Raw genomic sequence first — 24,377 nt, forward strand, 5'->3', positions numbered from 1 at the left:
CGGTCCCCGGGGCGCGGCCCTCTTGCTTAAACTGCTCAATTTTTCGTGCTCACGGTGCTCATTTCCCAGTGATCACTCGGACCACTTCTTAGCGAACATCAACAGAGGTGACCCTCGACCTGGAGGCCTTTAAGGCCTGCTGCGACGTTGTCATTGCCAACCGCTGGAGCGACGAGCTCGCGGACGTGGAGGACAAGGTGTACACGAGGGACCTGTTTAAGCGGGACTAGGGGAGAGCGGCAAGCCTGCGTTGGGTGGCTAGACCTTTCAGTAGGTTCACTATTTCTTAGAACGGGGAGTACTGGTCATCGCCAATGCTCCCCGCTTTTGTTTGGTGCTTAACAAGCTAAGGCCGCATAACGAACCAGCAATCTTTCCAAATGAGTCATATAGCAAGACATTCGTGACTGCAAAGTTGAAAAGACGTTGATTACTGAACTATTGTTAGATTGGCCTTTCGTCCGTCTGTCTTACTTGCGGGTGTTTTCCCGCCTACTACAACTTGCGCACTTGTTCCGGTAAGCAACTGGTAGCACAGCTCAAGTGGCAATGCGGTTTCATTAGATGCCGTGCTTAGCTTTTTTGGCGTTTTCGAGAGCAGAGTGATGACCTGCTTATTTACCTCAGATTCTTCCGGAATTATCGCGTTGGGCTCATCCGTTCTCCATCCTGCCGCGCTTAATTGTTTGAATAGATTGTGATACTGCCAATCCGTGAGTAAGCCAATGTCGTGTGATCTATAGATAAAGGCTGCCACAGATACCTTCCATCGCTTTTTAAGGGCCACTGCGTCCCGCAGGCTGAAGCCTCTGGGCGTATATTTCAGCATGGTTGATTTGGGCATTAGAAAGGCCGAGGCAAACTTGTTCGCCTCGGCTTCGATTTCTTTTGTAGTTGACGTCTCCATGTCGAGATTTCGATGCATTACCCAAACTAGATACGCTTTTGGAGGCATATGTTCCCGTTGGCAAGAATGTACTTTCAACCGGATTTGCTTTTCGCCGGTATCTTGAATCGCTTGATGAATATGAGTCTGCGATAACTGAGTTCGCTCCCTTCGTATTTAAAGCTGTTTGTGATGCTGCCGATACGTGGTCAATCTTGGGCGAACACGCGATACATGTGCTGTGCAAGAAGAAGGGGAGTGGCGATGAGGTGCAACCCTCCACGAGGAGCAGCCAGGAATAGGCCGAGAATGGGCGACTCGCTGCTCAATAGAGTACATTTTGCAGCATAAATTTGATGCGGGACTAGCATGCTTTCCTTTTATAGCCGGCTAATATCAAGCCTTAGACACTAATGTGATGGTAAAGTTACTTGAGACAAGGTCGCAGCTAGTCATTGATCGCCCCGACTGGAGCGAGTCCTCTGTTAAAGATGGACTGAGACGTTTTTACCAATTCGGGTCCGTGCATATGGTCATTCCATAGCCACGGACCCGACACCGTGCCTACGGAATGACCATATGCACGGACTGTGCGGCCTTGTCCTTATTGGAATCGAGGTGCAATGCTCTGCGACTGTATCAGTAAAACTGATTTGAATATCCTGAGAAATCATCTGAGGGTTAATCGTGACGTTAATAAACTGCCCTTGTTTATCTTTCCCTGCGGCGGTGATCAGAGCCTGCATTCCTCTCGACGATTCTTTAGAGCTTATGTGTCCAACAATCACACCGAGGCTTTAAAAAACGTTTTTTGTCTTACCGCCGAAGACGTAGCGGCGGAAATGGACGGTTCGAGACTTAATTTACTTCAGCAAGAGGCCATGCTTGCCGACATATCTGACTGGATATTGATTTTTGCAGAGAGCTGTGGATCTTTTTGCGAGTTGGGCGCTTTCTCCGCTTTGCCTCATGCTGCTTGGATTACCTCTGTTGCTGTTGGAAAGCAATATAAGGGCTCTCGGAGCTTCTTGATTGATGGGCCAGTGGAAGAAATAGCCACGGGCGACTCTTCGCTTAACAAAGTCTTTTACTTAGACTTAAATAACCCAATGTCTTCGCCTGACTTGTGCCGCTTTGTTTCTGAACTAAGACCCCTTATTGGTGTTAATGCTACTAAGCGGGGCAAGGCTGGCCTAAAGGCCGCTAGAAAGATGATCAATCGAGACGAGTCCAAGATTAACGTGGGCTCGCTCGTCCATGAGTTACTTGATTTGCTTCAAATATTGGGCCCCATGTCGGAGACCGATTTACGAACGATATACTGTGCGGCCAAAGGCTTCCGTGCTAGTAAGCTCAAAATATTCTCGCCCATTTTAAATGCAGACATGAAAAATGCCGGCGTTCCGATATCTTGGTCGGATGTTTGCTGCATGATGAGAGCTACCGGTCTTGTTTCTAAAGTGAGATGCAATAGGGGTCCGGATTATCTGATTAAAAGCACGATACACCTTGATTCCTATTTCATGTTTAAGGGATACGAAGACCGAGATTTTTTAAATATGAGGGCGCGGGTAATCCTTCGTAAGAGATCAATGGGGTATGGAGGCGTTGCCGGTGTCTATTGCTGATAGAATTTGCTTCGACCTTGGAATGACAAATTGTCAGCTATTGGGCCTTGTAAGCTCAACGGCAGATAGGTATCACTGTTTTTCTGCCGGTGGGAGAAAGATTGTTGCGCCTCTGCCAGATTTGAAGCTCGTCCAATGTTGGATTTCGGATTATATAAATACGGAGTTTGATATAGATCTTCCTTACGCTACAGCTTACGAAAAGGGCTCAAGCGTCTGCCGTAATGCCGGGCTCCATGCTAAGAGCAGCCATTTTCTTCTGCTTGATATTTGCCATTTCTTTGAGTCCTGCACTCAACAAATGGTTAGGAATTTGTTTTCAGGGGGAATGTATAGGTCGACAAACGCTGAATTTCGCTCGCGTCTTACTGCAGACGATGTCGATCTTCTCGTAGCTTTATCATGTTATCGGGGTTCTCTTGCAACGGGTTCTCCGTGTTCGCCCTTTATTGCCAATCGCATAATGGCTTCGTTTGACCATGAGATTGCAGCTAGACTAGGCGAAAGATTCGTCTACTCGCGATACTCTGACGACATCTGCATTTCATCATCTGAATGGATAGACTCTGCGGAGATTTCAGCTATTGTCGATGACCGCCTAAATCAAAAGGGTTTTGATTTGAATAAGGACAAAACTCGCTGTTTTGGACGAGGACACCTACGTAAAATCACGGGCATCTATCTTGACCGCGATGGCGTACTGCGCCTGGGACCTCAAAGAAAAGCAGAGCTAAAGCGTTCGTTATACCAAGTGCTTATGCGCGAGTGCGATCGTAATCACGCCCATCGCGTTTTAGGCCACCTGAGCTTTTGTAAACAGGTTGAACCGGATTATTGCAACGCACTTTTAGCCAAGTACGCGAGCTATGGTAAGGCTGTGTCTAGCGGAGGCGTTATGCCAGCGTTAGTAGAGCTCGCCTATAGGTAGTTGTTGGGTGATTTGCTGGGGCATGTGACGGTTGCGTTGGCTTGCTTTTTGAACCATTCTCGAATTGGTTGCATATTCTATTTAAGTTTAGACAGTTAATACTTCGAGGGATGATTGCGTCGAAAATGTTGGTGTAAGGGTGACGTTCCAGCGCCCTTTTAACGAAGAGCGGCCCTCGGGTACCGTCAAGATTCTTTCGTAAATTGATTTCGCCGTCCTCTTCTAGCCCTCCGCCTTTCCCTTCAGCTCGTCTATCTCCCCCAGTTTGGACATGTCCAGGTGCCTCCTCTTGCCCCACTCGTGCTCCGCTATGTACATCAGCCTCGCCGTCACCAGCATGAGGGTCGAGTTGCCGTTCGGGAAGGTCCCGACGACCCTTGTCCTCCCTCTGATCTCGCGGTTGATGCGCTCGATTCTGTCGTTCGTCTCGATCCAGCGTCAGTGCTCCGGCGGGAATTCCGTGTAGGCAAGCGTCTCGGCGAACCCGTCGCGCACCGCCACTACGACCGCCCCGCGGGGCTTCGGCACGCTGAGCTCGACTTCCTCGGCCCCGGTGACGAGCTTTCTCGCGTAGTGGCCGCTGCGGTAGGCCTCCCGGCCCGCCGTCCTCTCATAGCGCTCGGCCCCGACAAGCTCGGACGCCTCCTCTTTGGGCAGCGCGTCGAGCGACCCTTCGTCGATCGATACGATGTTCGCAGACGGGGCTCGTGCCCCTTTCGTCGATGATCCCATACTGACACCTTCCAGGTCTGATTAATGTCCGCGCCGGTATTTATGCTTTAAGCAAAGCGGCACGAGTGAACTTGCTACAAGCCTCATGCTGTGAGCACGTTAACAATCGGTCGTGAAGGCGAGGTGAGTATGAAAGGTAGAAACCAGCACGTTACGAAGCGGGCGGATGGCAAATGGCAGGTTAAGGGCGAGGGGGCGCGTCGCGCTTCCTTTGTTACGACGACCCAGGGCGAAGCTATAAAGCGCGGTCGTCAAATTAGTTCTAATCAGCACTCTGAGCTAATCACCCATCGTCCCGATGGCAGAATCCGCGCAAAGGATTCCCATGGGCACGATCTCTTCCCGCCGAGAGGATAAGGGGCTTGACGCCATTGCGGCTGCGGGCATGGATTAGCGTGTCCGCAGCCACAAACGTCTGCCGGAAGTATGCGGCAAACACTTGATTGATGCTATTTAAGGTCTATAATCAAATAAAAACTCTGAAATATCTTTTCAAAACAATGAAAGGAATTTTGAGGACGATGCTTTGCCAGTTTACCTTCAGGAACTATAGATCCTATCGCGACGAAACTGAGCTTTCCATGCAGGCAACATCGATGAGGGAGTTCGAGCGCTCCCTCATAGAGTGTTCCGACGGGCAGAGTTTTCTTCCGGTGGCTGCGGTGTACGGGCCTAACGCTGGCGGCAAGTCTAACCTGCTCGAGGCGCTTGACTATATTCGTTCGGCGGTGGCCAGGCCGATCAGATTGCTCTCTGCCAGCACTGATGCGCCAGAGGGTAACCGTCCTTCGATACCCCGTTGCTCTGCGTTTGAGTTCGATGAAGTGTCGGCTGCTGAGCCCGCCGAATTCGAGCTCTATTATCGCGCGGCTGAGCACGAGTACCGCTATGCCCTGTCCGTGCATGCTGACGAGATCGTGTCCGAAGGCCTGTGGCGGCGAAAATTGGGAGCGTCACGCACGGCGATGCTGTTCGAGCGTGAGGGCGCAGAGGTTGAGCTCGGTCCCACGCTGCGCAAGCTCGTGACGGCTGCGAGATTCAACCCGAGGCTGCCGTACCTGTCGTTTCTCTGCATCAACTTTGACGCGCCGGTGGTCAAGGAGGCTGCCAGCTGGTTTCTTGACGGGGTGTTCCTGAACTATAACAGCTCCTATCTGGAGCAGATGCTCGAACAATTGCTCGATGAGGATGACTCACCCGAGGTCACGCGTTTTTTGCGCGCCGTTGATGTACGTATTGATGGCTTCAGAGTGGAGAGGGCGCCGGAGTGGCGCGGCCAGCGCGTCTTCGTGAGGCACGAGGTGGGCGGCAAGGCGTACGAGCTGCGTTTATCCGAGGAATCTGCCGGAACCCAGAAGCTCATGGGGTTGGCTGCGTATCTGATGACAGCGCTTGAGCGTGGTGGCACCGTTGTGGTAGACGAGCTCGACGCCAAACTGCACCCGAAGCTTCTTCGCTATGTGATTCTGCTGTTTAAGGATCCTGGGGTCAACAAGAGTGGCGCGCAGCTCATCTTCTCGTCCCAGGATGTGTCAACCATGCGAAACGATGTGTTCCGCCGTGACGAGATATGGTTCGCTGCGCGCGGCGAGGGGGAGGCGAGCCAACTGTGGTCTCTCGCCGACATCCACGAGGCAAACGGTAATCTGGTAAGCAAGAACGCGGCTTTCGACAAGCAATACCTGTCCGGTCGCTACGGCGCCGATCCGTATCTCACCCGCATCGAGGAGTGGGATTAGCATGGTGGCGAAGAAGTCGAAGGGCTGGCGTAGCGGCAAACGAGAGGGCCGCTCGCGCATGGTTCAGATGACGCGTCATCTTATAGTGAGCGAGGGCAAGGAGACCGAGCCTCGCTACTTTGAGGGTGTGCGTGCGGCGTTGGGTGCGGCGAACGAGCGTAAGGTTGCCATTGTCGTTAAGGGGACCGGCAAACACACACTTGACCTACTTGACTTTGCCGTCGAACACTGCCGCTATGCGCCCGAGACATTCGACCATGTGTGGCTCGTGTATGACAAGAATGACTTTCCTGCGTCCGACTTTGACGCGATGGAGCGCAAATGCGACGAGCTCTCCGATGGTTCGAGGACCTTCCATGCGTTGTGGTCGAACCCCTGCTTCGAGCTGTGGCCTCTTCTGCACTTTCGCTACACGACCGCGCATATGTCCGCGTCCGACTGCCAGCATGTCCTCGCGCAGGAGATGTCGAGAGACCTGGGCATCGAGTACCGCAAGAACTTGGACGGGCTGTTCGAGGTGGTGGACGGCAAACGAGGCGAGGCATTGCAGCGTGTTGGGCGCCTCGTCACATACCATAGGGGGCTGGGTAACGTTAAGCCATCTGCGCAAAACCCTGCAACTAAGGTGGGCGAAATTTTCGATGTAATCGGGCCGTATCTGGCTGGCTAGTCGAGTCTGTGGATTGGCTTTCCGGTTAGGGCGATTGGCGGATTGTGATGCGCGATTGCAAATCCGGTGCGTAGGAGAAGTGCGGAGAAAAATCGAAACTCGCCGAGCATAGCCCGATTTCAGGCAACAAAACCGCAGGTCGCGGGTGCCCAAAACTAGGGTCTGGTCGACAGGTCTCGGTTTTTCACCCCACTTCCGAATTGGTCGCTCATTTAGCACTCTCGATGTCCCCACATCCTCTAAAAAAGTTCTTAAAACAGCCTTAAAGGCGTTCCAACTCGCGTTGACAGCGTAAAATACGCATGTTTGACTATGACAGAAGTGGATTTTAGGGGAGGAGCACGCCATGGAGGTGCTGGTTGTTGGCAACACCGCATATGTTGACGATGACTTTTGTGCCAAGGCGTTCCCCGGGGACCACGTTAAGGTCGTCGCTGCCGCGGAAGCGCGCCGCGACGAGTCGTCGCCCCATGCCTCGTGGAAAGAGCTCCTCCAGCACCTGGATCAGGCCTACGAGTTCGACCGCGTGGTCTACCTGTCTAATTACCTTACCCCGCATACCGATACCGTGGGCGAAATCGAGCTGCTGCGCTCGGTCTTTCGTACGTGCGCGGGTCGTCGGGTCCAACTGCTGTATGTAGCGGGGCCCGCGGGTGCCGAGGGTGCCGCCGATGCCGCGGGGCGAACGGGCAAGGGCATTATCGCGCACGCAGCCAACGACCTGTGCCGCTACTACGCTGCTCGCGAGGGCGTTCAGACCAAGATCCTGCGCGTGCCGTTCCTGTATACCGCGTCTGCCGCGCTGGAGGACCCGTTTTTGGTGCCGCTGTTCGACGCATGCTCAACCGGATCGGCTGCTCTGCAGGGCGCGCAGGATGCCGCGTTTCCCCTGCTGTGTGCCGAGGAGCTTTCGGTGCTGGTACACCGTATCTTTGACAGCTGGAATGGTAACTTTGAGACGCTCGACGTAGCCGATACCTTCCATCATACGGCGGGCGAGGTCCTCAAGGCACTGTTCCCAGGGCTCTCAGTTGCCTATGGCGATTCTGCCGGCTACGCCCTGCCCGCCAGCGACGTCGCTCGCGTGCGCTATGGCTGGTTTCAGCGCTACGACTTGTTGCGCGACCTCTCGACCATTCAGGCTCGCTGGGATGCTGGCCGTGCAAAGAAGGTCAACCCCTTGCGCGCGGCCATCGACCGCATCCAGATGCACTCGCTGCCCATCAAATGCCTGGAGACGGGCGTTGCCTGGGTTCTGTTCGAGGTGCTGGAGCGCTTGTTCTCCCAATCGACCCAGCTCAACGTGCTCGATTATCGCCTGCTCTACGTGGTGCTCATCGGCACGCTGTATGGCTTGGACTTTGGCCTGGTTGCGGCGCTGCTGGCGTCGGTGGGTTTGGCCGCGAGTTACTTTACTCTGTACGGCTATACCTTACAGGGCCTGTTCTACGAGCCGTCCAACTGGCTGCCGTTTATTGCGTACTTTGTTGTGGGTGCCGTGTGCGGCTATGTGCAGCTGCGCAATAGCGAAGCCATTAGGGCGGAGCGCGATCAAAACGAGCTCGTGCGCAACCGCAATACGTTCCTTACGCAGCTCTACCACGACGCGATCGAGGACAAGCGCGCGTACAGGCGCCAGATCGTGGGTCGCCACGACAGCTTTGGCAAGATCTTTGCCGTGACGCAGGAGCTTGACGTGCTCAACCCACGCGACATCTATCGCAAGTGCTGCGAGCTTCTGGGCGAGATCCTCGAGAACGATTCGGTGGCGATCTACCATGTTTCGGGCGGGGCATTTGCACGCCTGGTGGCAGCAAGTCCCGCGATTGCCGAAGATGCTGCACGTTCGCTCACGCTTGAGCAGCTTGCACCTCTTTTGGGCGACGGGGGTCGTTCGAGCCTGTGGGTGAACCGCGAACTGATGCCTGGGCTTCCCATGTTTGGATACACGATCGAGCGTGACGGGGCGCCCGCCGTGTTGATCTTTGTGCGTCGTGCGGCCGAAAACCAAATGACCCTCTATTATCAAAATCTGTTCCGCATCTTGTGCGGCCTGGTCGAAAGCGCGCTGGGCCGTGCCTTTGACTATGAGGCGGCGGCACAGGATAAACGCTGCGTTGACGGCACTTGCGTGCTCAAACAGGCTGCCTTTGGCCAAGAGCTCGCGGCCGAGCAGGCGCTGGCAGATGGCAAGATGGGCAGCTTTTTGCTCCTGCGCGTGGTACCGGGCATGGAGCCTGTCGGCGAGCTGGTGGGCGCAATTGGGTCGGCAATCCGCGAGAGCGATGCGGCGGGCTTGGTCGACGGCGACGTGCTTTACCTGCTTATGCGCCAGGCAAAGGCGTGCGATCTGCCCATTATCCGCGAGCGCCTGAGTGCAAAGCAGCTTGCGGTGGAGCCCGTCGACGGCGAGGACATCGTGGCGCTGCTGCAGCATATTGCTGACACCGGTGACGGTGAGGGGGGTGCCGCTTGATCTCGCTTGTCGTTGCTGCCGTCTTGTTGCTGATTCATGCGCTGGTTTGCCTGGTGCTGTGGACGCTCATGAAGTTGGACCTGCTGCCGGTGCGCGGGCATATGCTGGCTGTGATAGTGCTGGTGCCGCTGTGGGGCCCGTTGCTGGTGGTTCTGCTATCGGTCCGCGGAACGGCGTTTGGCGAGGGGCTGAAAGAGTCTGCGCTGGAGTCGCTGCGCTTCAACGACGACCTGCATCGCAACATCTTAGTGCACGAACGTGATGCCGATGCAGGCGTGATCCCGCTCGAGGAGGCGCTCATCGTCAACGACCCGGCATACCGGCGCCGCCTAATGCTCTCCATACTCACCGAGGAGCCCGACGCGTACTTGGCGCAGCTGCAGTCGGCTAAGCTTAACGACGACGTTGAGGTGGCGCACTATGCCGCGACGGCGGTGGCGCAGATCTCCAAGGAGTCCGACCTTAAACTGCAGCAGCTGGAGCGTGCCTTTAAGACAGACCCGAGCGCGCAAAACCTCAATGTATACTGCGATTTTCTTGGTGAATACTTGAACTCGGGCTTGGCCGAGGGACGCGTGGCTCAGATTCAGCGTCAGCAGTATGCGCGCCTGCTTGCGCGTCGCTGCGAACGCGAGGATACCCTTAAGCTGCGCATTCGATACGCGACGGCGCTGGCCGATGTCGGACAGATCGACGAGGCGCAGACCGTGACCGACCAGCTGGTGCTCGACGTGCCCGAGGAGCAGGAGGTTTGGATGCTTTGCCTGCGCCTGGCCGTGATGCGCCGCGACGGTGACGAGGTCCACCGTGTGATCGACGCGATCGACAATCAGCATGTGTATTTGAGTGCCGCCAACCGCGAACAGTTGGCGTTTTGGCGCGACGGGGAGGAGGCCAGATGAGCGTGGTGCAACATATCCGCGACCGTGCAGACCGCTTTCGTTGGATGGGGCTGCTCGTAGTGTGGGCTGTTTTTATCGTCATGGCCGCCGTGCTGCTGATCGAACGCGCCGGCGTGCAGTACAGCGCTGGACAGCACAAGCTGGGCATGCTCGCCGCCAAAGACGCGGTGCCGGCCTCCTCGGCAATCTTTGGCCAAAAGCCCACGTGCCTGGTCATTACCGATTCCGATCAAGCTGGCGTCGAGGACGTAAAGGAACAGTTCGACCAGATCCTGCTCGACATGAAGATCGCGCACCGCGACGTGGACCTTGCCCTGGATGGTGCGGATGCCATTCCCTCGCTGACCTCCTTCGATCGCGTGATCTTGCTCATGCCGTCGCTCGATGGGCTCGGTACGCACCTGAGCGACATTATGAGTTGGGTGAGTGCCGGCGGTTCGCTTATGCTCGCCATGCCGCCGGATAACTCGAGCTATCTGCAAGTGATTGCCTCCAAGCTTGGCATTGAATCGGCCGGATATGACTATGTGTATGCCGAAAGCATTGTGCCGAGCGAGGACTTTATGTTGGGCGGGGGAGAGCGCTACGAGCTCTCGGACCCCTTTGATTCGTCGCTTTCGGTTTCGCTGCGCGAGACGGCGCACGTTTGGGCCAAGACCGGCGATGCGGGCGCCCCGCTCATTTGGTCGAATGACTGCGGTAGCGGGCGCACCGTGGTATGTAATATCGGTATCTATGACAAGGTCATGCGCGGCTTTTACGCCGCGGCGATCAGCTTGCTGGGCGATGCCACGGCATATCCGGTTATCAACAGCGCTGTCTTTTATCTGGACGACTTTCCTAGCCCCGTGCCCTCGGGCGATGGTACTTATATCAAGCGTGACTACGGCCTTTCCATTGCCGATTTTTACACCAAGGTCTGGTGGCCCGATCTGCAAAAGCTCGCGCAAAAATACGGCATTCGCTATACCGGCGTGATGATCGAAAACTACGAGGACGCGGTCAACCAGACCGAGCCCGCGCGACAGGCCGACACCACGCAGTTCCGCTATTTTGGCGGCATGCTGCTGCAGATGGGCGGCGAGCTGGGCTTTCACGGCTACAACCATCAGCCGCTTGCGCTCTGGGACACCGACTATGGTACGTTGTACGTCTACAAGACCTGGAAGAACAAAGAGACGCTCGTCGCTTCGCTCAACGAACTTATCGCGTTTCAGGACGAGGTCCTGCCCAATGCTCATGGCTCGGTTTACGTGCCGCCGTCAAATATCCTTTCGGCCCGCGCGCGCAAGCTTATCGGTACCGATGTTCCGCGAATTAAGACCATTGCCAGTACGTATTTTGAGGATGGCACCGACCTGCCGTACGTGCAGGAGTTTGGCGTGGCGAGCGATGGCATTGTGGAGCAGCCACGTATTGTCTCGGGCGGCATGGTCGACGATTCCTATATGCGCCTGGCAGCCGTGTCCGAGCTCAACATGCACTACGTGAGCACGCACTTTATGCACCCGGACGACCTTTTGGACCCCGATCGCGGAGCCAAGGAGGGCTGGGAGGTCTACAAGGGCGGCCTGGTCGACTACCTGGAGTGGCTTACCAAATCCGCGCCCGACCTGCGGCACCAGACGGCGTCGGAGTGCTCCGGTGCCATCCAGCGTTTTTCGTCCGTGACGGTGAGCGTGGATACCAGCGCGGATGCCTGGACGCTCAGCCTGGGCAATTTCCACGACGAGGCATGGCTCATGTTCCGCGCCAACAATGGCGAGCCGGGTGCGGTGACGGGTGGCGAACTGACGCACCTTACGGGCAATCTGTATCTGCTCAAGGCAAATGATAAGACCGTGACGATCGAGCGCAAGGAGGGTGGCGATAAATGAGAATCTGCTTGGTACTCGAGGGTTGCTACCCCTATGTGCACGGCGGCGTATCTACCTGGATGCATGGCTACATTACGGCCATGCCCGAGCACGAGTTTGTGCTGTGGGTGATCGGCGCGCATGCTGCCGACCGTGGCAAGTTTGTCTACGAGCTGCCCGGCAACGTGGTCGAGGTGCACGAGGTGTTCCTGGACGATGCCCTGCGGCTTTCGGGCGAGCAACATGAAGCCAGTTTTAACGAGCGTGAGCGCGAGGCGCTACGCCGTTTGGTGTCGCTCTCCAATCCGGACTGGGACGTGTTATTCGATATCTTCCACCGCCGTCGCGTGCATCCGCTCTCGTTTTTGCAGAGCCGCACGTTTATGGATATCTTTCGCGACGTGTGCCTGGCCGAGTATCCCTACACGCCCTTTGCCGATGCATTCCACACCATGCGCTCCATGTTGCTGCCCGTGCTCTACCTGTTGGGCAGCGAGGTGCCGGTGGCCGATGTGTACCATGCCATCTCGACCGGCTACGGCGGCCTGCTCGCCTGCCTGGGCTCAAGCGTCCACCATGCGCCGGTGCTGCTGACCGAGCATGGCATCTATACCCGCGAGCGCGAGGAAGAGATCATTCGCGCCGATTGGGTGGTGCCGTCGTTTAAGGACCGCTGGATTCGCTTTTTCTACCTGCTTTCGGAGGAGATCTACCGCCGCGCCTTCCGCGTGACCAGCCTATTCCACAACGCCCGCAAGACGCAGATCGATATGGGCTGCGATGCGGACAAATGCCTGGTCATTCCCAACGGCATCCAGTTCGATCGCTTTAAGGATATTCCCTTAAAGACCGATGACGGCTGGGTGGACATTGGCGCGGTGGTGCGCCTGGCGCCCATCAAGGATGTCAAGACCATGATTTATGCCTTCTTTGAGCTGCACGAGCGCCTGCCCAAGGTGCGCCTGCACATCATGGGCGGCGTGGACGACGAGGAGTACGGCGCCGAGTGCCACGCGCTGGTCGAAACCCTGGGCGTGCGCGACCTGATCTTTACCGGCCGCGTCAACGTGGTCGAGTACATGGAAAAGCTCGACTTTACCATTTTGACGAGCATCTCCGAGGGCCAGCCGCTCAGCGTGCTGGAGTCGCTTGCAGCGCGCCGTCCCTGCGTGACGACTGAGGTGGGCTGCTGTCGCGAGCTTCTCGAAGGCGCCCCGGGAGACGACTTTGGCGTGGCGGGTTTTGTGACGCCGCCCATGTATCGCAAGGGCTTGGCCGATGCCATGGAACGCATGTGCACAAGCCGCGCTCGTCGCATTGAGATGGGGGAGCGCGGCCAGCGTCGCGTTGCCACGTACTTCTTGCACGAGCAGATGCTTGCCAACTATCGCGCGCTGTACGACGAGACGGCGCGTGCGTTTGACCTGCCCAGAGAGGGGGAGTAGCCGGTGGCCGGAATAGGTTTTGAGCTCAAGCGCCTGTTTAGGCGCAAGGGCCTGTTTGCCACGATGCGCGCTTACGGCTACGCCGGCATTGTGTGCACGGGCCCCATGCTGCTGGGCGTGCTGCTTCAGGTGGGTATCTTGGTGCTGTGCGGTCTGTGGGGCGTTGGTCGCGCCAACCAGGACTTGCTGGTGTGCATGGTGACCTATACGCTGCTGGCCTCGCTTACGCTCACGAGCTTTTTCTCCATGCCGGTCACGCGCTTTTTGGCCGACATGCTTTTTGCCGAGCGCGAGGAAGAGATCTTGCCCTCGTTTTGGGGCTCCAATGCTGTCATGCTCGTTGCGGGCACGGTGCTCTACGGTGTCTTTCTGCTGTTCTCGGGCGCCACGCTGCTGCAGGGGCTGCTATGCCTGTGGCTGTTCAACATTATGATCGTCAACTGGAACGGCATGAGCTATCTCACCGCTATTAAGGATTACCGCGGTATCCTGTGCAGCTTTGCGGCTGCCATTGGCGTGGCGTGCCTGTGCGCCCTGGCCGCGCTGGCGCTGGGACTGCCGCCGGTCGAGGGCCTTTTGGCGTCAATTGCTCTGGGCTACGGCGTCATGCTCGCCTGGGACGTGGTGCTGCTGTACCGGTATTTTCCGCAGAGCGAACGCAGCCCCTGGCTCTTTTTACGGTGGCTTGATCAGTTTATGCCGTTGGCGCTCACGGGCTTGTTCACCAACCTGGGCCTCTTTGCGCACTTGGTGATAATTTGGGCCGGTCCCATTGGCGTGCAGGTCAAGGGCTTGTTTTATGGTGCGCCCTACCACGATGTGCCGGCGCTCATCGCGTTTTTGACGATCCTGGTCACGTCCGTCAACTTTGTGGTCTCGGTCGAGGTCAACTTTTATCCGCGCTACCGCGACTACTACAGCCTGTTCAACGACGGTGGTGTGGTGGGCGACATTGTGGTGGCCGAGGAGGAAATGCTTGCCACGCTCAACCGAGAACTGCGGTTTTGTGCGCTCAAGCAACTGTTTGTGACGGCGGCGGTCATCTCGCTCGAGACCACGGTGCTGTCGGCCCTACCGTTGGGCTTTAACAACCTGATGCACGGGTATTTTCGCACGCTGTGCGTGGGCTACGGCCTGTATGCCGTGGGCAACACGATCCTGCTGATCTTGCTGTACTTTACCGACTACAAGGGGGCCGTGCTGGCCTCGGGACTGTTTGCCGGTGTGGCCGGGCTGGCGACTGCCGCGTCGTTGCTTTTGCCGCAGCAGTTTTACGGCTTTGGCTTTTTGTTGGGTGCGGCGGTGTTTTTTATCGTGGCGCTGCTGCGGCTCGATACCTATACCGCCAACTTGCCTTATCGTATCCTGAGCCAGCAGCCCATTGTGGCGACCGACAAGACGGGCTGGTTTACACAGCTGGGCCGCTTGCTCGACCGTGCCGAGCAGCGCTATGAGGAAGGTCGCCATAAGGGTGAGCCACATGGCGCGTTTGAGCGCGCAGTAGTTCACGTGTATCGCAAGCATTGGGGAGGTTCTGATGACCGATAGGATGATGTCTCGCCGCTGCCTGGTCGAGGCGGCTGCCGGCGCGCTGTTGCTTTCGGGCTGCTCGGTGCAGGAAGACTCCTCGACTAAAAAGGTCAAAAAGCAGGGCAAGATTAAAAAGGCCGAGTCCTCGGACGGTACCAAGCATCTACGCGATAAAGATGAGCTGTACGAGGTCTACGACGACTCGGGTATTGTGACCATGTACCTGACGGTCTCACGCGGCAACAGCTCCGAGAACACCGACCACAGCTGGGCCGAGATCAACACGTACTCGGTGTATGACTATGCCGACATGGGCGTGGCGCGCTATCAGGTTATGGGCTTGCTGCAGGCGGGCGACGAAGACGGCCCGGAGGCCGGCGAGGTTGGCTATGGCGAGGAAGCGCCCAATGCCACCGTGCAGGTGCGTGGCCAGACGTCGAGCTCCTACACGCAAAAGAATTACAAGGTGGAGCTCAAAAAAGGAAAAGGTACCTGGCGCCAGCAGCGTGCGATTGCGCTCAACAAGCACATGGGCGAGGGTATGCATTTTCGCAACAAGATGGCCTACGATCTTATCCGCGGGATTCCCCAGATGATGGGCCTGCGCACGCAGTTTGTGCATCTGTGGGTGTGCGACCAGACCGAAAAGTCCAACGATACCTTTGAGGACTACGGCCTGTTTACGCAGGTGGAGCAGCTCAACAAGACGGCGCTTAAGGCACATGGCCTGGATAAGAGCGGGCACCTGTATAAGGTGAACAGCTTTGATTTCCATCGCTACGAGGACACCATTAAGCTTGCCGATGATCCCGACTACAACCAGGTAAACTTTGAGGGCATGCTCGAGATTAAGGGCGATTCGGACCACACCAAGCTCATCGAGATGCTCGATGCGCTCAACGACGAATCGCAAAAGATCGATAACGTGCTCGACACCTACTTTGATACCGAGAATCTGGTCTATTGGCTGGCGTTTCAGATCCTGACGGGCAACTGCGATACGCAGAACCGTAACTGCTATCTGTACAGCCCTCTCAACTCAAATACCTGGTACTTTTTGGATTGGGATAACGACGGCATGCTGCGTAAGCTGGAGCTTTCTCTTACCGGGTTTTCGGACTACGCGAGCTGGGAGCGCGGCGCAAGCAACTACTGGGGCAACGTGCTGTTTAACCGCGCGTTGCGCAGCAAGTCGTTCCGCAGCGAACTCGACCGCGCCGTCAAGGACTTGCGCTCGTATTTGACCGAGACTCGCCTGACCAAGATGATCAAGCACTACCGCGAGGTGACTGAATCCCTGGTCTTTGCTTCGCCCGATATCGACAATCTGCCTGTCACCAAGGACCAATACGAGCAGATCGCCGCGGCGATTCCCTCCGAGATCGAGGAGAACTACAAGAGCTTTCGCGAGAGTTTTAAAAAGCCCATGCCGTTCTACATCGGCGTGCCGCAGATCGATAACGCTAAGCTGCGCATTAACTGGGATGCGTCCTACGACTTTGAGGCGCGCGACATTCGCTACACCGTAGAGCTTGCGCGGGATTATGCCATCAAGGACGTGCTTTTTAAGGCCGAGGACGTGCTGCCTCCCGAAGTGACCTGCGATGCGCCCGATTCCGGCCAGTATTTTGTGCGCGTGCGCGCCACCAACTCAGACGGCTATACGCAAGATGCGTTTGACTACTATGTGACCGACGACGGCAAGCACTACGGCATGAAGTGTTTTTACGTGCAAGACGGCGGTAAGGTCGTGGAGGACACGTATGAGGAGGGCTAGCGCGCTGCTTGAGCGCTTGGCGGCCCCGCCTGTCCGTACCACGCAGGAGCGTTACCGCCACGAGCTCAAATATCTCATTAACGAGGGCGAGCGCGCCGCGCTTGTCTGTCGCATGGCGCCGGTGTTTAAGCTGGACAAGCATGCGCGCTCGGGTGGTTACACCATTCGCAGCCTGTACTTTGACGACTACTGCAACTCGGCCTACGAGGAAAAAGACGCCGGCATTCTCATGCGCAAAAAGTATCGCGTGCGTATCTATAACGGCAGCGACAAGGTGATTAAGCTCGAGCGCAAAAAGAAGTACGGCAGCTGGATCTACAAGGAGGACGCGCCGCTTACGCGCGGCGAGTTTGAGCAGATCCTGGCTGGCGACTACGACTTTTTGCTGAGGAGTCCGCACCAACTCTGCCGCGAGTTCTACATCGAGTGCATCTGCAACATGATGCGCCCACGGACCATTGTGGACTACGAGCGCGAGCCGTGGGTGATGGATGAGGGCACCGTGCGCATTACGTTTGACATGAACGTGCGTGCCGCGGTGGGAAGCTTCGATATCTTTGACGCGACGCTGCCCGCGTTGCCGGTCCTGGAGCCCGGTAAGCTGGTGATGGAGGTCAAGTTTACGGAGTTTTGTCCGCAGCTGGTGCGCGATATGGTGCCGCCGGGCGCGGCCGAACTCACGGCGGTCTCTAAGTACTGCCTGTGTTATGACAAGACCGCCTACCTGCGCGGATTTAATTACTGGGAATCGGATTTTGAGAACCGAGGGGATATTTAGACCATGAGCACCAGGGACTTTTTTAAGAACTCCGTCTTGGAGGCGTTTGGCCAGGTCGACCCTGCCAAGATCGGCCTGTCGCTGCTCGTGGCGCTCGCCATGGGCATCCTGATCTATTACGTGTACAAGCGCTTTTTTACCGGCGTGGTGTATTCGCGCAGCTTTGCCGTGACGCTCGTGGGCATGTGCGTGCTCACCTGCATGGTCACGCTCGCGATCTCGACCAATGTGGTCATCTCGCTCGGTATGGTCGGTGCTCTGTCCATCGTCCGCTATCGTACGGCGGTCAAGGACCCGCTCGACCTGCTGTATCTGTTTTGGTCCATTACCACGGGCATTACGGCGGGAGCCGGTATGTATGCGCTCGTGGCGCTCACGGCGGTGGTGATCGTGGTGATGATTGTCGGCTTTGCGAGCCACCAGGACAAGGCGCGCGTGTACATGATGGTCATCCACTACACGGGCCAGACCACCGGCGACGATATCGTGCGTGCATTTGGCCGCACCAAGTTTACCGTCAAGTCCAAGACCATGCGCGGTGACAAGGTCGAGATGGCCGTCGAGGTGTTCTCGGACGGTGTGGATATGCCCTATGCCGACGCCATCCGCGCGCTCGATGGCGTGGAAGATCTAACGTTGATCCAATACAACGGCGAATATCACGGCTAATTTTGTTCCGGCGTTCTAACGAACGCCGGACCGCTCGACGCTGCTTGCGCTGACGTTTTCTCGACCTGGGTGGGCTGGTCTTGGTTTGGTTTTATGTAAAGGATGGTGCCGCGTGGACGTGCAACAGCTAGAAGAGTCCTGGGCTGCAAGGGCCGGCGCGCGTGAGGCGCGTCTTGTTGCGGCCTCGCACGTGCCGGCGGCGCTGTCGCTGCTGGGGATTGTGCGTCCCAGCGATCGCCTGGTCGTGTTTGCCGATGACTTTGCCGATGCGTTTGCGCGCGGCTTTGATGCCTGCGACGTTGTGCTCGTGGGGGAGCCGTCGGTTGCGGCTTTTACCGCCGCGTCCGAGGGCTTTGATGCTTCGTTTGATGCTGGCGGGTCGCATCTGTGGTGGTTCGTCAATTCCATCGGCGGGTTTGGCCTACGTGTGCCCGATCTGCGTGCGCTGGGTCGGGCGGCGCGTGAGGCCCGTGCGTTGCTCGTGGTGGATAACACCGTGGCAAGCGTCTTTGGGTGCGATCCGCTGCGTTTGGGTGCCGTCCTGTCGCTCGAGGCACTCGACCGTGTGTGTGCCGGCGTTGCGCCGCGCAAGCTCGTCGCCGCTTCGGTGGCGCGCTCGCAGCTTAAGCGCCATCGCGTGGATGCCGCCGCCGAGTGTGCGCATGCGCTTCTTGCGGATTGCGGTGCGTCTGCACTCGACCTTTCTGCTAATGAGGCTTGCATGCTGGAGCGGGGGCTGTCTTCGCTCGACGCTCGCATGCAGGCCCACTTCGATCGCGCCCGTGCGCTGGCCGAGTATCTGGCCGCCAACGAGATGGTACGCAACGTGCGCTATCCCGGGCTGACCTCGCATCCCGACCATGCGGTTGCAACGGGAATCCTCGAGCACGGCTTTGGCCCGGCAGTTGAGTTTGACCTTATCGAGCGAAGTGCTGGTGAGCTGTTCGACACATTGCCGGGGGAGTTCCGCACGTCGCCCGCCGGCGGTTCAGCAACGCGCCTTTCGGCCCCGCGCGGTAAGCAGGGGGGCGCCATCCGCCTCTTCGCCGGTACCGACGATCCCCTGGTTGTAGCGTCCACCCTAGACAACGCCCTTCGCAAGTTAGCTACTCTTTGATGGTGGCAATGAGGTCGCTGGCTTTGGTGGCGATGACGTTGTTGATGTCGGCCTGCAGCTCCTCGTAGGCCGCTATGGCTCGCTCGCCGGCGGGGGTGAGCGTGGATCCGCGGGCTCCGTCGCGCTCGATGAGCTTGCAGCCCAGCTGGCCTTCGGCCTCGTTCACAATGCGCCAGGCCTTGGAATACGCCATGCCCATGCTCTTGGCGGAACGGTTGAGCGAGTGCTCGCGGGCGATACCTTGCAGCAGCAAGACACAGCCGTGGCCGAAGACGCCCGGCAGATCTTTGTCGCACGCTTGAATGACCAACTTTGCCGTCGTCTTGTACTTCATACGCTCCACGTCTCCCCGCTAAAGTGTTTGCTGGGCAAACGCAAAGCCTGCGTCAAGCCCTCGTGTGCTCTTCTTAAATCATGCATTGTAGCAGTCAAAGTGCGTTAAGATACTTCCCCAGTATTGGGCGCCCAATGTTGGGCTGGGTCCTACGAGGCCTGCAGCCGACCGGTCGCATGGAAAAAGGAGAAACATGGCTACGTTCTTTCCCGGTGAGTCCCACACGTTTTCGGAGTATCTGCTGGTCCCTGGTTACTCGTCCTCGCAGTGCATCCCCAACAACGTCTCTCTTAAGACGCCGCTAACCCGCTTTAAGCGCGGTGAGAAGCCGGCAATCACCCTGAACATCCCCATGGTTTCCGCCATCATGCAGTCCGTCTCGGGCGTCGACATGGGTGTCGCGCTCGCTACCGAGGGCGGCCTGTCCTTCATTTACGGTTCCCAGAGCGCCGAGTCCGAGGCCGCCATGGTCAAGGCCGTTAAGGATCACAAGGCTGGTTTCGTTCAGTCCGATTCTACGCTGACCCCCGACATGACTATGGAGCAGGTCATCGAGCTCAAGGAGAAGACCGGTCATTCCACCATGCCGGTCACCGACGACGGCACTCCCAAGGGTAAGCTCCTGGGCATCGTCACCAGCCGTGACTATCGCCCCAGTCGCGATGACCACCAGACGAAGGTCTCCGAGTTCATGACCCCGCGTGAGCAGCTCATTGTGGGCGACAAGAACATCAGCCTCAAGGTTGCCAACGACGTCATCTGGGACAACAAGCTCAACGCTCTGCCCATCGTCGACGACAACGATCACCTCATGGGCATCGTCTTCCGCAAGGACTACGACAGCCACAAGACCAACCCCAACGAGCTGCTCGATAACGACAAGCGCTACATGGTCGGCGCCGGTATCAACACCCGCGACTATGCCGAGCGCGTGCCGCTGCTCATCGAGGCCGGTGCCGACGTTCTGTGCATCGACTCCTCCGAGGGCTTCAGCGAGTGGCAGAAGCGCACCATCGAGTGGATTCGCGCCAACTACGGCGAGGACGTCAAGGTCGGTGCCGGTAACGTCGTCGACGCCGAGGGCTTCCGCTTCCTGGCCGACTGCGGTGCCGACTTCATCAAGGTCGGTATCGGCGGCGGTTCTATCTGCATCACCCGCGAGACCAAGGGTATCGGTCGTGGCCAGGCCACCGCGCTGATCGACGTCTGCCGCGCCCGTGACGAGTACTACGAGGAGACCGGTGTTTACGTGCCCGTGTGCTCCGACGGCGGTATCGTCTACGACTACCACATGACGCTCGCCCTTGCCATGGGTGCCGACTTTATGATGCTGGGTCGCTACTTCGCCCGCTTTGACGAGAGCCCGACCGAGCGCGTCAATGTGAACGGTCAGTACATGAAGGAGTACTGGGGCGAGGGTTCCGCGCGTGCCCGCAACTGGCAGCGCTACGACCTGGGCGGCGCTGCGAAGCTCAGCTTCGTCGAGGGCGTCGACTCCTACGTTCCCTACGCCGGCTCCCTCAAGGACGGCGTGGGCGGCACGCTCTACAAGGTCAAGTCCACGATGTGCAACTGCGGCGCCCTCTCGATCCCCGAGCTCCAGGAAAAGGCGCGCCTGACCCTGGTAAGCTCCACCTCCATCGTCGAAGGCGGCGCCCACGACGTAGTCGTAAAGGATTCCCAGCAGTCTGTGTCTTATCGATAAGCGGCTTTCCAAGGCACCGCACCTTGCCGTTCAAACCGTCGCTTGCGTACCTAAGTACGCGGCACTCCTCTTTCACGGCAATCTGCGGCACCTGGAAAACCCGTTCGTGCTAGAACGAGTTTCAGACAAAGGTTGATTCCCAACCACGTTATTTAGATAAAGCGAGATGCATGCAAGTCGCAGGCATCTCGCTTGTTGTATTTGCTATCATCATGCGAGTTAACCTTAGGGTCGGGCGGCTTAGCTTTGTTCGCTACAAGTTCCGCACGCAAAGAAGAGCACTAAATGTGCTCTTCGTCTTGCGCAGGACTGTCCGCAGTAGCGAATAAAGCTAAGCCGTCCGACCCCAGCTAAGATTAAAGGAGCTGATATGTGCGATTGCACAGATCATAAGGACGAGATTCCTGCCTACGACGCGCAGGCCATTGAGTCCCGGTGGATGAAGGCGTGGGACGACGAGAACCTCTTTGCCGTCGACACCGACGCCACCAAGCCTAAGAAGTATGTGCTCGAGATGTTCCCGTATCCGTCGGGCGACCTGCACATGGGCCACGCGCGCAACTACACCATCGGCGATGCCATGGCCCGTCAGGCCCGCATGCGCGGCTTTGACGTGCTGCATCCCATCGGCTTTGACGCCTTTGGTCTGCCCGCCGAGAACGCCGCCATCAAGCACAACACGCAGGCTGCCGCCTGGACGTATAAGAACATGGACCAGGCGCTCGCCACGATGAGGCGCATGGGCTTCTCCTACGATCTGGATCGTACCGTTAAGACCTGCAGCCCCGACTACTATCGATGGGGTCAGTGGATCTTTGAAAAGATGTGGGAAAAGGGCCTGGTCTACCGCAAGAAGAACCCGGTCAACTGGTGCCCCACCTGCAAGACCGTTTTGGCCAACGAGCAGGTGACCGAGGGCAAGTGCTGGCGCTGTGGCACCGAGCCCGAGAAGCGTGACCTCGAGCAGTGGTACTACAAGATCACCGACTACTCCCAGGAGCTGCTCGACGACCTGGAGAAGCTCCCCGGCTGGCCCGAGCGCGTCAAGCAGATGCAGGCCAACTGGATCGGCCGCTCCGAGGGCGCCGAGGTCGACTTTACCCTGTGCGATGCCGATGGCGAGCCCATCGAGGGTGACGAGGGCAAGATCACCGTCTTCACGACTCGCGCCGACACGCTCTTTGGCGTTTCCTTCTTTGTCCTGGCTCCCGAGTACGCCCGTCTGCACGAGCTCGTCGAGGGCACTCAGTACGAGGAGGCCGTCACCAAGATCGTCGAGGACTCCAAGCATATCTCTGCCGTCGAGCGTGCCCAGGGCACCCTCGAGAAGCACGGCGCCTTTACGGGCCGCTACGTGGTGAACCCCGTCAACGGCGAGAAGGTCCCCGTGTGGGTTGCCGACTACGTCGTGGCCGACTACGGCACCGGTGCCGTCATGGCCGTTCCCTGCGGCGACCAGCGCGACTTTGAGTTCGCCCGCAAGTACGACCTGCCGATCGTGCCGATCATTCTGGATGATGAGGATCGCGCTGCCGTCGAGGCCAGCGGCGAGACAATCGACACCTTCCATGCCGAGAACGTCGACTGGGATTGCGCCCATGCCGCCGAGGGCACGCTCGTCCAGTCCGGCAAGTACACCGGCATGCGCGGCGGTAAGCACTCCGAGGGCGAGGCTGCCATCGTGGCCGACCTCGAGGCCATGGGCTGCGGCCGTCGCAAGGTCGAGTTCCGCCTGCGCGACTGGCTCATCAGCCGCCAGCGTTATTGGGGCAACCCCATCCCGGCCATCCACTGCGAGCACTGCGGCATCGTACCCGTGCCCGAGGACCAGCTGCCGGTGACGCTGCCCGAGAACCTGGACCTGGGTGCCGGCGAGACCCTTGCCGAGTGCAAGGAGTTCTACGAGACCACCTGCCCGGTCTGCGGTCGCCCGGCCAAGCGCGAGACCGATACCATGGATACCTTCACCTGCTCCAGCTGGTATTACCTGCGCTATACCGACCCGCACAACAGCGAGCTGCCCTTCTCCAAGGAAGCTGCCGACCGTTGGATGCCCGTCGATAACTACATCGGCGGCATCGAGCACGCCATTTTGCACCTGCTCTACAGCCGTTTCTTTACCAAGGCCCTGCGCGACCTGGGTCTGCTGAGTGTGGACGAGCCCTTCACCAACCTACTGTGCCAGGGCATGGTCAAGGACGAGAACGGCGACACCATGTCCAAGTCCAAGGGCAACGTCGTGCCCCCGAGCTCGGTTATCGAGCCCTACGGCGCCGACACCATGCGTCTGGCGATCCTGTTTATCGCCCCGCCCGAGAAGGACTTCGACTGGGATCCCAAGGCCGTTGAGGGCGCCAACCGCTTCATCAAGCGCGCCTGGCGTATCGTTTGGCAGCTCGTCCAGTCCGGCGACGCCAACGTGGCCTTCGACAAGTCCGCGCTCGACGAGGTTGCGATGAAGCTCTATCGCGAGCGTCACCGCACCATCGCCAAGTGCACCGAGGACTTCGATCGCGGCCAGTTCAACACCGCGATTTCGGCCGTCATGGAGCTCGTCAACGCGGCGAGCGCCTACCTCAATGCTACTGAGGGCGCTTCCCGTGACAAGGCGCTGTGCTACGGCGTGGCCAAGGACATCGTGAGCGTCCTTGCCCCCATCTGCCCGTTCTGGGCCGACGAGCTGTGGCACGAGGCGCTCGGCTGCGATGGCAACGCTTACACCGCCGCCTGGCCCGAGTTTGACCTGGCCGAGTCCATCGAGGGCACAGTGCAGATCGTCGTCCAGGTGCTCGGCAAGGTCCGCGGCCGCATCGACGTTGCCCGCGATGCCTCCAACGAGGAGATGCAGGCTGCCGCCGAGGCCGCCGTCGCCAAGTGGCTCGAGGGCAAGACGGTCGTCAAGGCCATCTGCGTGCCCGGCAAGCTGGTCAACTTGGTGGTCAAGTAGGCACTGCGCGCTTAACTGACGCATAAAAGACGAGGGGCGATCCGGTTGGGTCGTCCCTCGTTTTTGCAGCCGCCTGTTTGGGTGTCTGCGGTCAATTGTTGTATTCTTGTGGAGATGCTGTGGGCGCGCTGACCTGCGAGTTTCCGTTGTGCTTGCACGTTTCCGCAGCTATTGGTATAGTTTGCTTGCAAATGAAGTTGTAATTGAAAGAAGTGGGGTTTCGGCCCCGCTTCTTTTTTGTATGGATGGAGGTGCCGC

21 protein-coding genes are annotated in these 24,377 nt (G+C 58.1%); 17 read left to right on the forward strand and 4 right to left on the reverse strand.

Going from position 1 to position 24,377, the window contains the following annotated elements:
• The first annotated feature begins 107 nt into the window (after window positions 1-107).
• Window positions 108-230: a hypothetical protein gene (locus DWV32_RS10495; RefSeq protein ID WP_255413144.1), complete on the forward strand. Its 123-nt coding sequence runs from the start codon at window positions 108-110 to the stop codon at window positions 228-230.
• Between the two features lie 200 nt (window positions 231-430).
• Here the strand turns inward: DWV32_RS10495 and DWV32_RS05950 are convergent, their stop codons facing one another.
• A complete protein-coding gene (locus tag DWV32_RS05950; protein ID WP_117757559.1) occupies window positions 431-955 on the reverse strand; it encodes an ImmA/IrrE family metallo-endopeptidase in 525 nt (174 codons plus the stop codon).
• Between the two features lie 554 nt (window positions 956-1,509).
• Between DWV32_RS05950 and DWV32_RS05955 the strand changes: the two genes are divergently transcribed.
• Both DWV32_RS05955 and DWV32_RS05960 read left to right on the forward strand, forming a co-directional pair.
• Window positions 1,510-2,514, forward strand: a complete 1,005-nt coding sequence (locus tag DWV32_RS05955) for a retron St85 family effector protein (RefSeq protein WP_117757560.1) — start codon at window positions 1,510-1,512, stop codon at window positions 2,512-2,514.
• A complete protein-coding gene (locus DWV32_RS05960; RefSeq protein WP_158566092.1) occupies window positions 2,501-3,442 on the forward strand; it encodes a reverse transcriptase domain-containing protein in 942 nt (313 codons plus the stop codon). Before DWV32_RS05955 ends, DWV32_RS05960 begins: the two co-directional genes overlap by 14 nt.
• Window positions 3,443-3,664: 222 nt before the next feature.
• Here DWV32_RS05960 and DWV32_RS05965 read toward each other — a convergent pair whose 3' ends face one another.
• Together DWV32_RS05965 and DWV32_RS10415 are read right to left on the reverse strand one after the other, a co-directional pair.
• Entirely contained in the window at window positions 3,665-3,874 is a 210-nt protein-coding gene (locus DWV32_RS05965; protein ID WP_117757562.1) for a transposase, read from the reverse strand.
• Window positions 3,875-3,880: 6 nt separating this feature from the next.
• A complete protein-coding gene (locus DWV32_RS10415; protein ID WP_117757563.1) occupies window positions 3,881-4,174 on the reverse strand; it encodes a transposase in 294 nt (97 codons plus the stop codon).
• Between the two features lie 129 nt (window positions 4,175-4,303).
• On the opposite strand from DWV32_RS10415, the gene DWV32_RS10555 reads away from it, so the two are divergent.
• From DWV32_RS10555 to DWV32_RS06030, 12 genes are all read left to right on the forward strand, one after another.
• A complete protein-coding gene (locus DWV32_RS10555) occupies window positions 4,304-4,531 on the forward strand; it encodes a DUF2188 domain-containing protein (RefSeq protein WP_117757564.1) in 228 nt (75 codons plus the stop codon).
• A gap of 224 nt (window positions 4,532-4,755) precedes the next feature.
• On the forward strand, window positions 4,756-5,913 hold the full coding sequence (locus DWV32_RS05980) for an ATP/GTP-binding protein (RefSeq protein WP_158566094.1): 1,158 nt from the start codon (window positions 4,756-4,758) through the stop codon (window positions 5,911-5,913).
• A 1-nt stretch (window position 5,914) separates the two neighbouring features.
• Window positions 5,915-6,583 carry an RloB family protein gene (locus tag DWV32_RS05985; protein WP_117757566.1) on the forward strand — a complete coding sequence of 223 codons (669 nt, stop codon included), beginning with the start codon at window positions 5,915-5,917 and terminating at the stop codon, window positions 6,581-6,583.
• A 346-nt stretch (window positions 6,584-6,929) separates the two neighbouring features.
• Window positions 6,930-9,059: a DUF4118 domain-containing protein gene (locus DWV32_RS05990; protein WP_117757567.1), complete on the forward strand. Its 2,130-nt coding sequence runs from the start codon at window positions 6,930-6,932 to the stop codon at window positions 9,057-9,059.
• Window positions 9,056-9,961: a hypothetical protein gene (locus DWV32_RS05995; RefSeq protein ID WP_117757568.1), complete on the forward strand. Its 906-nt coding sequence runs from the start codon at window positions 9,056-9,058 to the stop codon at window positions 9,959-9,961. The genes DWV32_RS05990 and DWV32_RS05995 overlap by 4 nt, the downstream gene beginning before the upstream one ends.
• Entirely contained in the window at window positions 9,958-11,838 is a 1,881-nt protein-coding gene (locus tag DWV32_RS06000) for a DUF2194 domain-containing protein (RefSeq protein WP_117757569.1), read from the forward strand. The genes DWV32_RS05995 and DWV32_RS06000 overlap by 4 nt, the downstream gene beginning before the upstream one ends.
• Window positions 11,835-13,262, forward strand: coding sequence for a GT4 family glycosyltransferase PelF (gene pelF / locus DWV32_RS06005; protein ID WP_117757570.1), 1,428 nt, complete (start codon window positions 11,835-11,837; stop codon window positions 13,260-13,262). Before DWV32_RS06000 ends, pelF begins: the two co-directional genes overlap by 4 nt.
• 3 nt (window positions 13,263-13,265) lie before the next feature.
• Window positions 13,266-14,810 (forward strand): exopolysaccharide Pel transporter PelG, encoded by a 1,545-nt coding sequence (pelG, locus tag DWV32_RS06010; RefSeq protein ID WP_117757571.1) that lies wholly within the window; start codon window positions 13,266-13,268, stop codon window positions 14,808-14,810.
• Window positions 14,800-16,569, forward strand: a complete 1,770-nt coding sequence (locus tag DWV32_RS06015; protein WP_117757572.1) for a CotH kinase family protein — start codon at window positions 14,800-14,802, stop codon at window positions 16,567-16,569. Before pelG ends, DWV32_RS06015 begins: the two co-directional genes overlap by 11 nt.
• The gene (locus DWV32_RS06020; RefSeq protein WP_117757573.1) at window positions 16,556-17,347 is read left to right on the forward strand and encodes a polyphosphate polymerase domain-containing protein; all 792 of its coding nucleotides are present in this window, start codon (window positions 16,556-16,558) and stop codon (window positions 17,345-17,347) included. The genes DWV32_RS06015 and DWV32_RS06020 overlap by 14 nt, the downstream gene beginning before the upstream one ends.
• A 3-nt stretch (window positions 17,348-17,350) precedes the next feature.
• Window positions 17,351-18,016, forward strand: coding sequence for a DUF4956 domain-containing protein (locus DWV32_RS06025; protein WP_117757574.1), 666 nt, complete (start codon window positions 17,351-17,353; stop codon window positions 18,014-18,016).
• Window positions 18,017-18,128: 112 nt separating this feature from the next.
• Window positions 18,129-19,133: a PLP-dependent transferase gene (locus DWV32_RS06030; RefSeq protein WP_158566096.1), complete on the forward strand. Its 1,005-nt coding sequence runs from the start codon at window positions 18,129-18,131 to the stop codon at window positions 19,131-19,133.
• Here the strand turns inward: DWV32_RS06030 and DWV32_RS06035 are convergent.
• Window positions 19,123-19,467, reverse strand: coding sequence for a winged helix-turn-helix domain-containing protein (locus tag DWV32_RS06035; protein ID WP_117757576.1), 345 nt, complete (start codon window positions 19,465-19,467; stop codon window positions 19,123-19,125). The two genes, DWV32_RS06030 and DWV32_RS06035, sit on opposite strands and share 11 nt — an antisense overlap.
• Window positions 19,468-19,660: 193 nt before the next feature.
• Between DWV32_RS06035 and DWV32_RS06040 the strand changes: the two genes are divergently transcribed.
• Window positions 19,661-21,172 carry an IMP dehydrogenase gene (locus DWV32_RS06040; protein WP_006234046.1) on the forward strand — a complete coding sequence of 504 codons (1,512 nt, stop codon included), beginning with the start codon at window positions 19,661-19,663 and terminating at the stop codon, window positions 21,170-21,172.
• Window positions 21,173-21,542: 370 nt separating this feature from the next.
• Window positions 21,543-24,119 (forward strand): leucine--tRNA ligase, encoded by a 2,577-nt coding sequence (gene leuS, locus DWV32_RS06045; protein WP_117757577.1) that lies wholly within the window; start codon window positions 21,543-21,545, stop codon window positions 24,117-24,119.
• Window positions 24,120-24,377 lie beyond the last annotated feature (258 nt).

This window comes from Collinsella sp. AF04-24 (assembly GCF_003465685.1).
GTDB lineage: Bacteria > Actinomycetota > Coriobacteriia > Coriobacteriales > Coriobacteriaceae > Collinsella > Collinsella aerofaciens_AP.

What these genes read in the sequence shown, in the direction of transcription:
- DWV32_RS05950 (WP_117757559.1), bottom strand. Translation starts at nt 955, where the DNA reads ATGCCTCCAAAAGCGTATCTAGTTTGGGTAATGCATCGAAATCTCGAC.
- DWV32_RS06015 (WP_117757572.1), top strand. Translation starts at nt 14,800, where the DNA reads ATGACCGATAGGATGATGTCTCGCCGCTGCCTGGTCGAGGCGGCTGCC.
- DWV32_RS06020 (WP_117757573.1), top strand. Translation starts at nt 16,556, where the DNA reads ATGAGGAGGGCTAGCGCGCTGCTTGAGCGCTTGGCGGCCCCGCCTGTC.
- DWV32_RS06040 (WP_006234046.1), top strand. Translation starts at nt 19,661, where the DNA reads ATGGCTACGTTCTTTCCCGGTGAGTCCCACACGTTTTCGGAGTATCTG.
- leuS (WP_117757577.1), top strand. Translation starts at nt 21,543, where the DNA reads ATGTGCGATTGCACAGATCATAAGGACGAGATTCCTGCCTACGACGCG.
- DWV32_RS06025 (WP_117757574.1), top strand. Translation starts at nt 17,351, where the DNA reads ATGAGCACCAGGGACTTTTTTAAGAACTCCGTCTTGGAGGCGTTTGGC.
- DWV32_RS06035 (WP_117757576.1), bottom strand. Translation starts at nt 19,467, where the DNA reads ATGAAGTACAAGACGACGGCAAAGTTGGTCATTCAAGCGTGCGACAAA.
- DWV32_RS05980 (WP_158566094.1), top strand. Translation starts at nt 4,756, where the DNA reads ATGCAGGCAACATCGATGAGGGAGTTCGAGCGCTCCCTCATAGAGTGT.
- DWV32_RS10555 (WP_117757564.1), top strand. Translation starts at nt 4,304, where the DNA reads ATGAAAGGTAGAAACCAGCACGTTACGAAGCGGGCGGATGGCAAATGG.
- pelF (WP_117757570.1), top strand. Translation starts at nt 11,835, where the DNA reads ATGAGAATCTGCTTGGTACTCGAGGGTTGCTACCCCTATGTGCACGGC.
- DWV32_RS06000 (WP_117757569.1), top strand. Translation starts at nt 9,958, where the DNA reads ATGAGCGTGGTGCAACATATCCGCGACCGTGCAGACCGCTTTCGTTGG.
- DWV32_RS05985 (WP_117757566.1), top strand. Translation starts at nt 5,915, where the DNA reads ATGGTGGCGAAGAAGTCGAAGGGCTGGCGTAGCGGCAAACGAGAGGGC.
- DWV32_RS05990 (WP_117757567.1), top strand. Translation starts at nt 6,930, where the DNA reads ATGGAGGTGCTGGTTGTTGGCAACACCGCATATGTTGACGATGACTTT.
- DWV32_RS05955 (WP_117757560.1), top strand. Translation starts at nt 1,510, where the DNA reads ATGCTCTGCGACTGTATCAGTAAAACTGATTTGAATATCCTGAGAAAT.
- DWV32_RS10415 (WP_117757563.1), bottom strand. Translation starts at nt 4,174, where the DNA reads ATGGGATCATCGACGAAAGGGGCACGAGCCCCGTCTGCGAACATCGTA.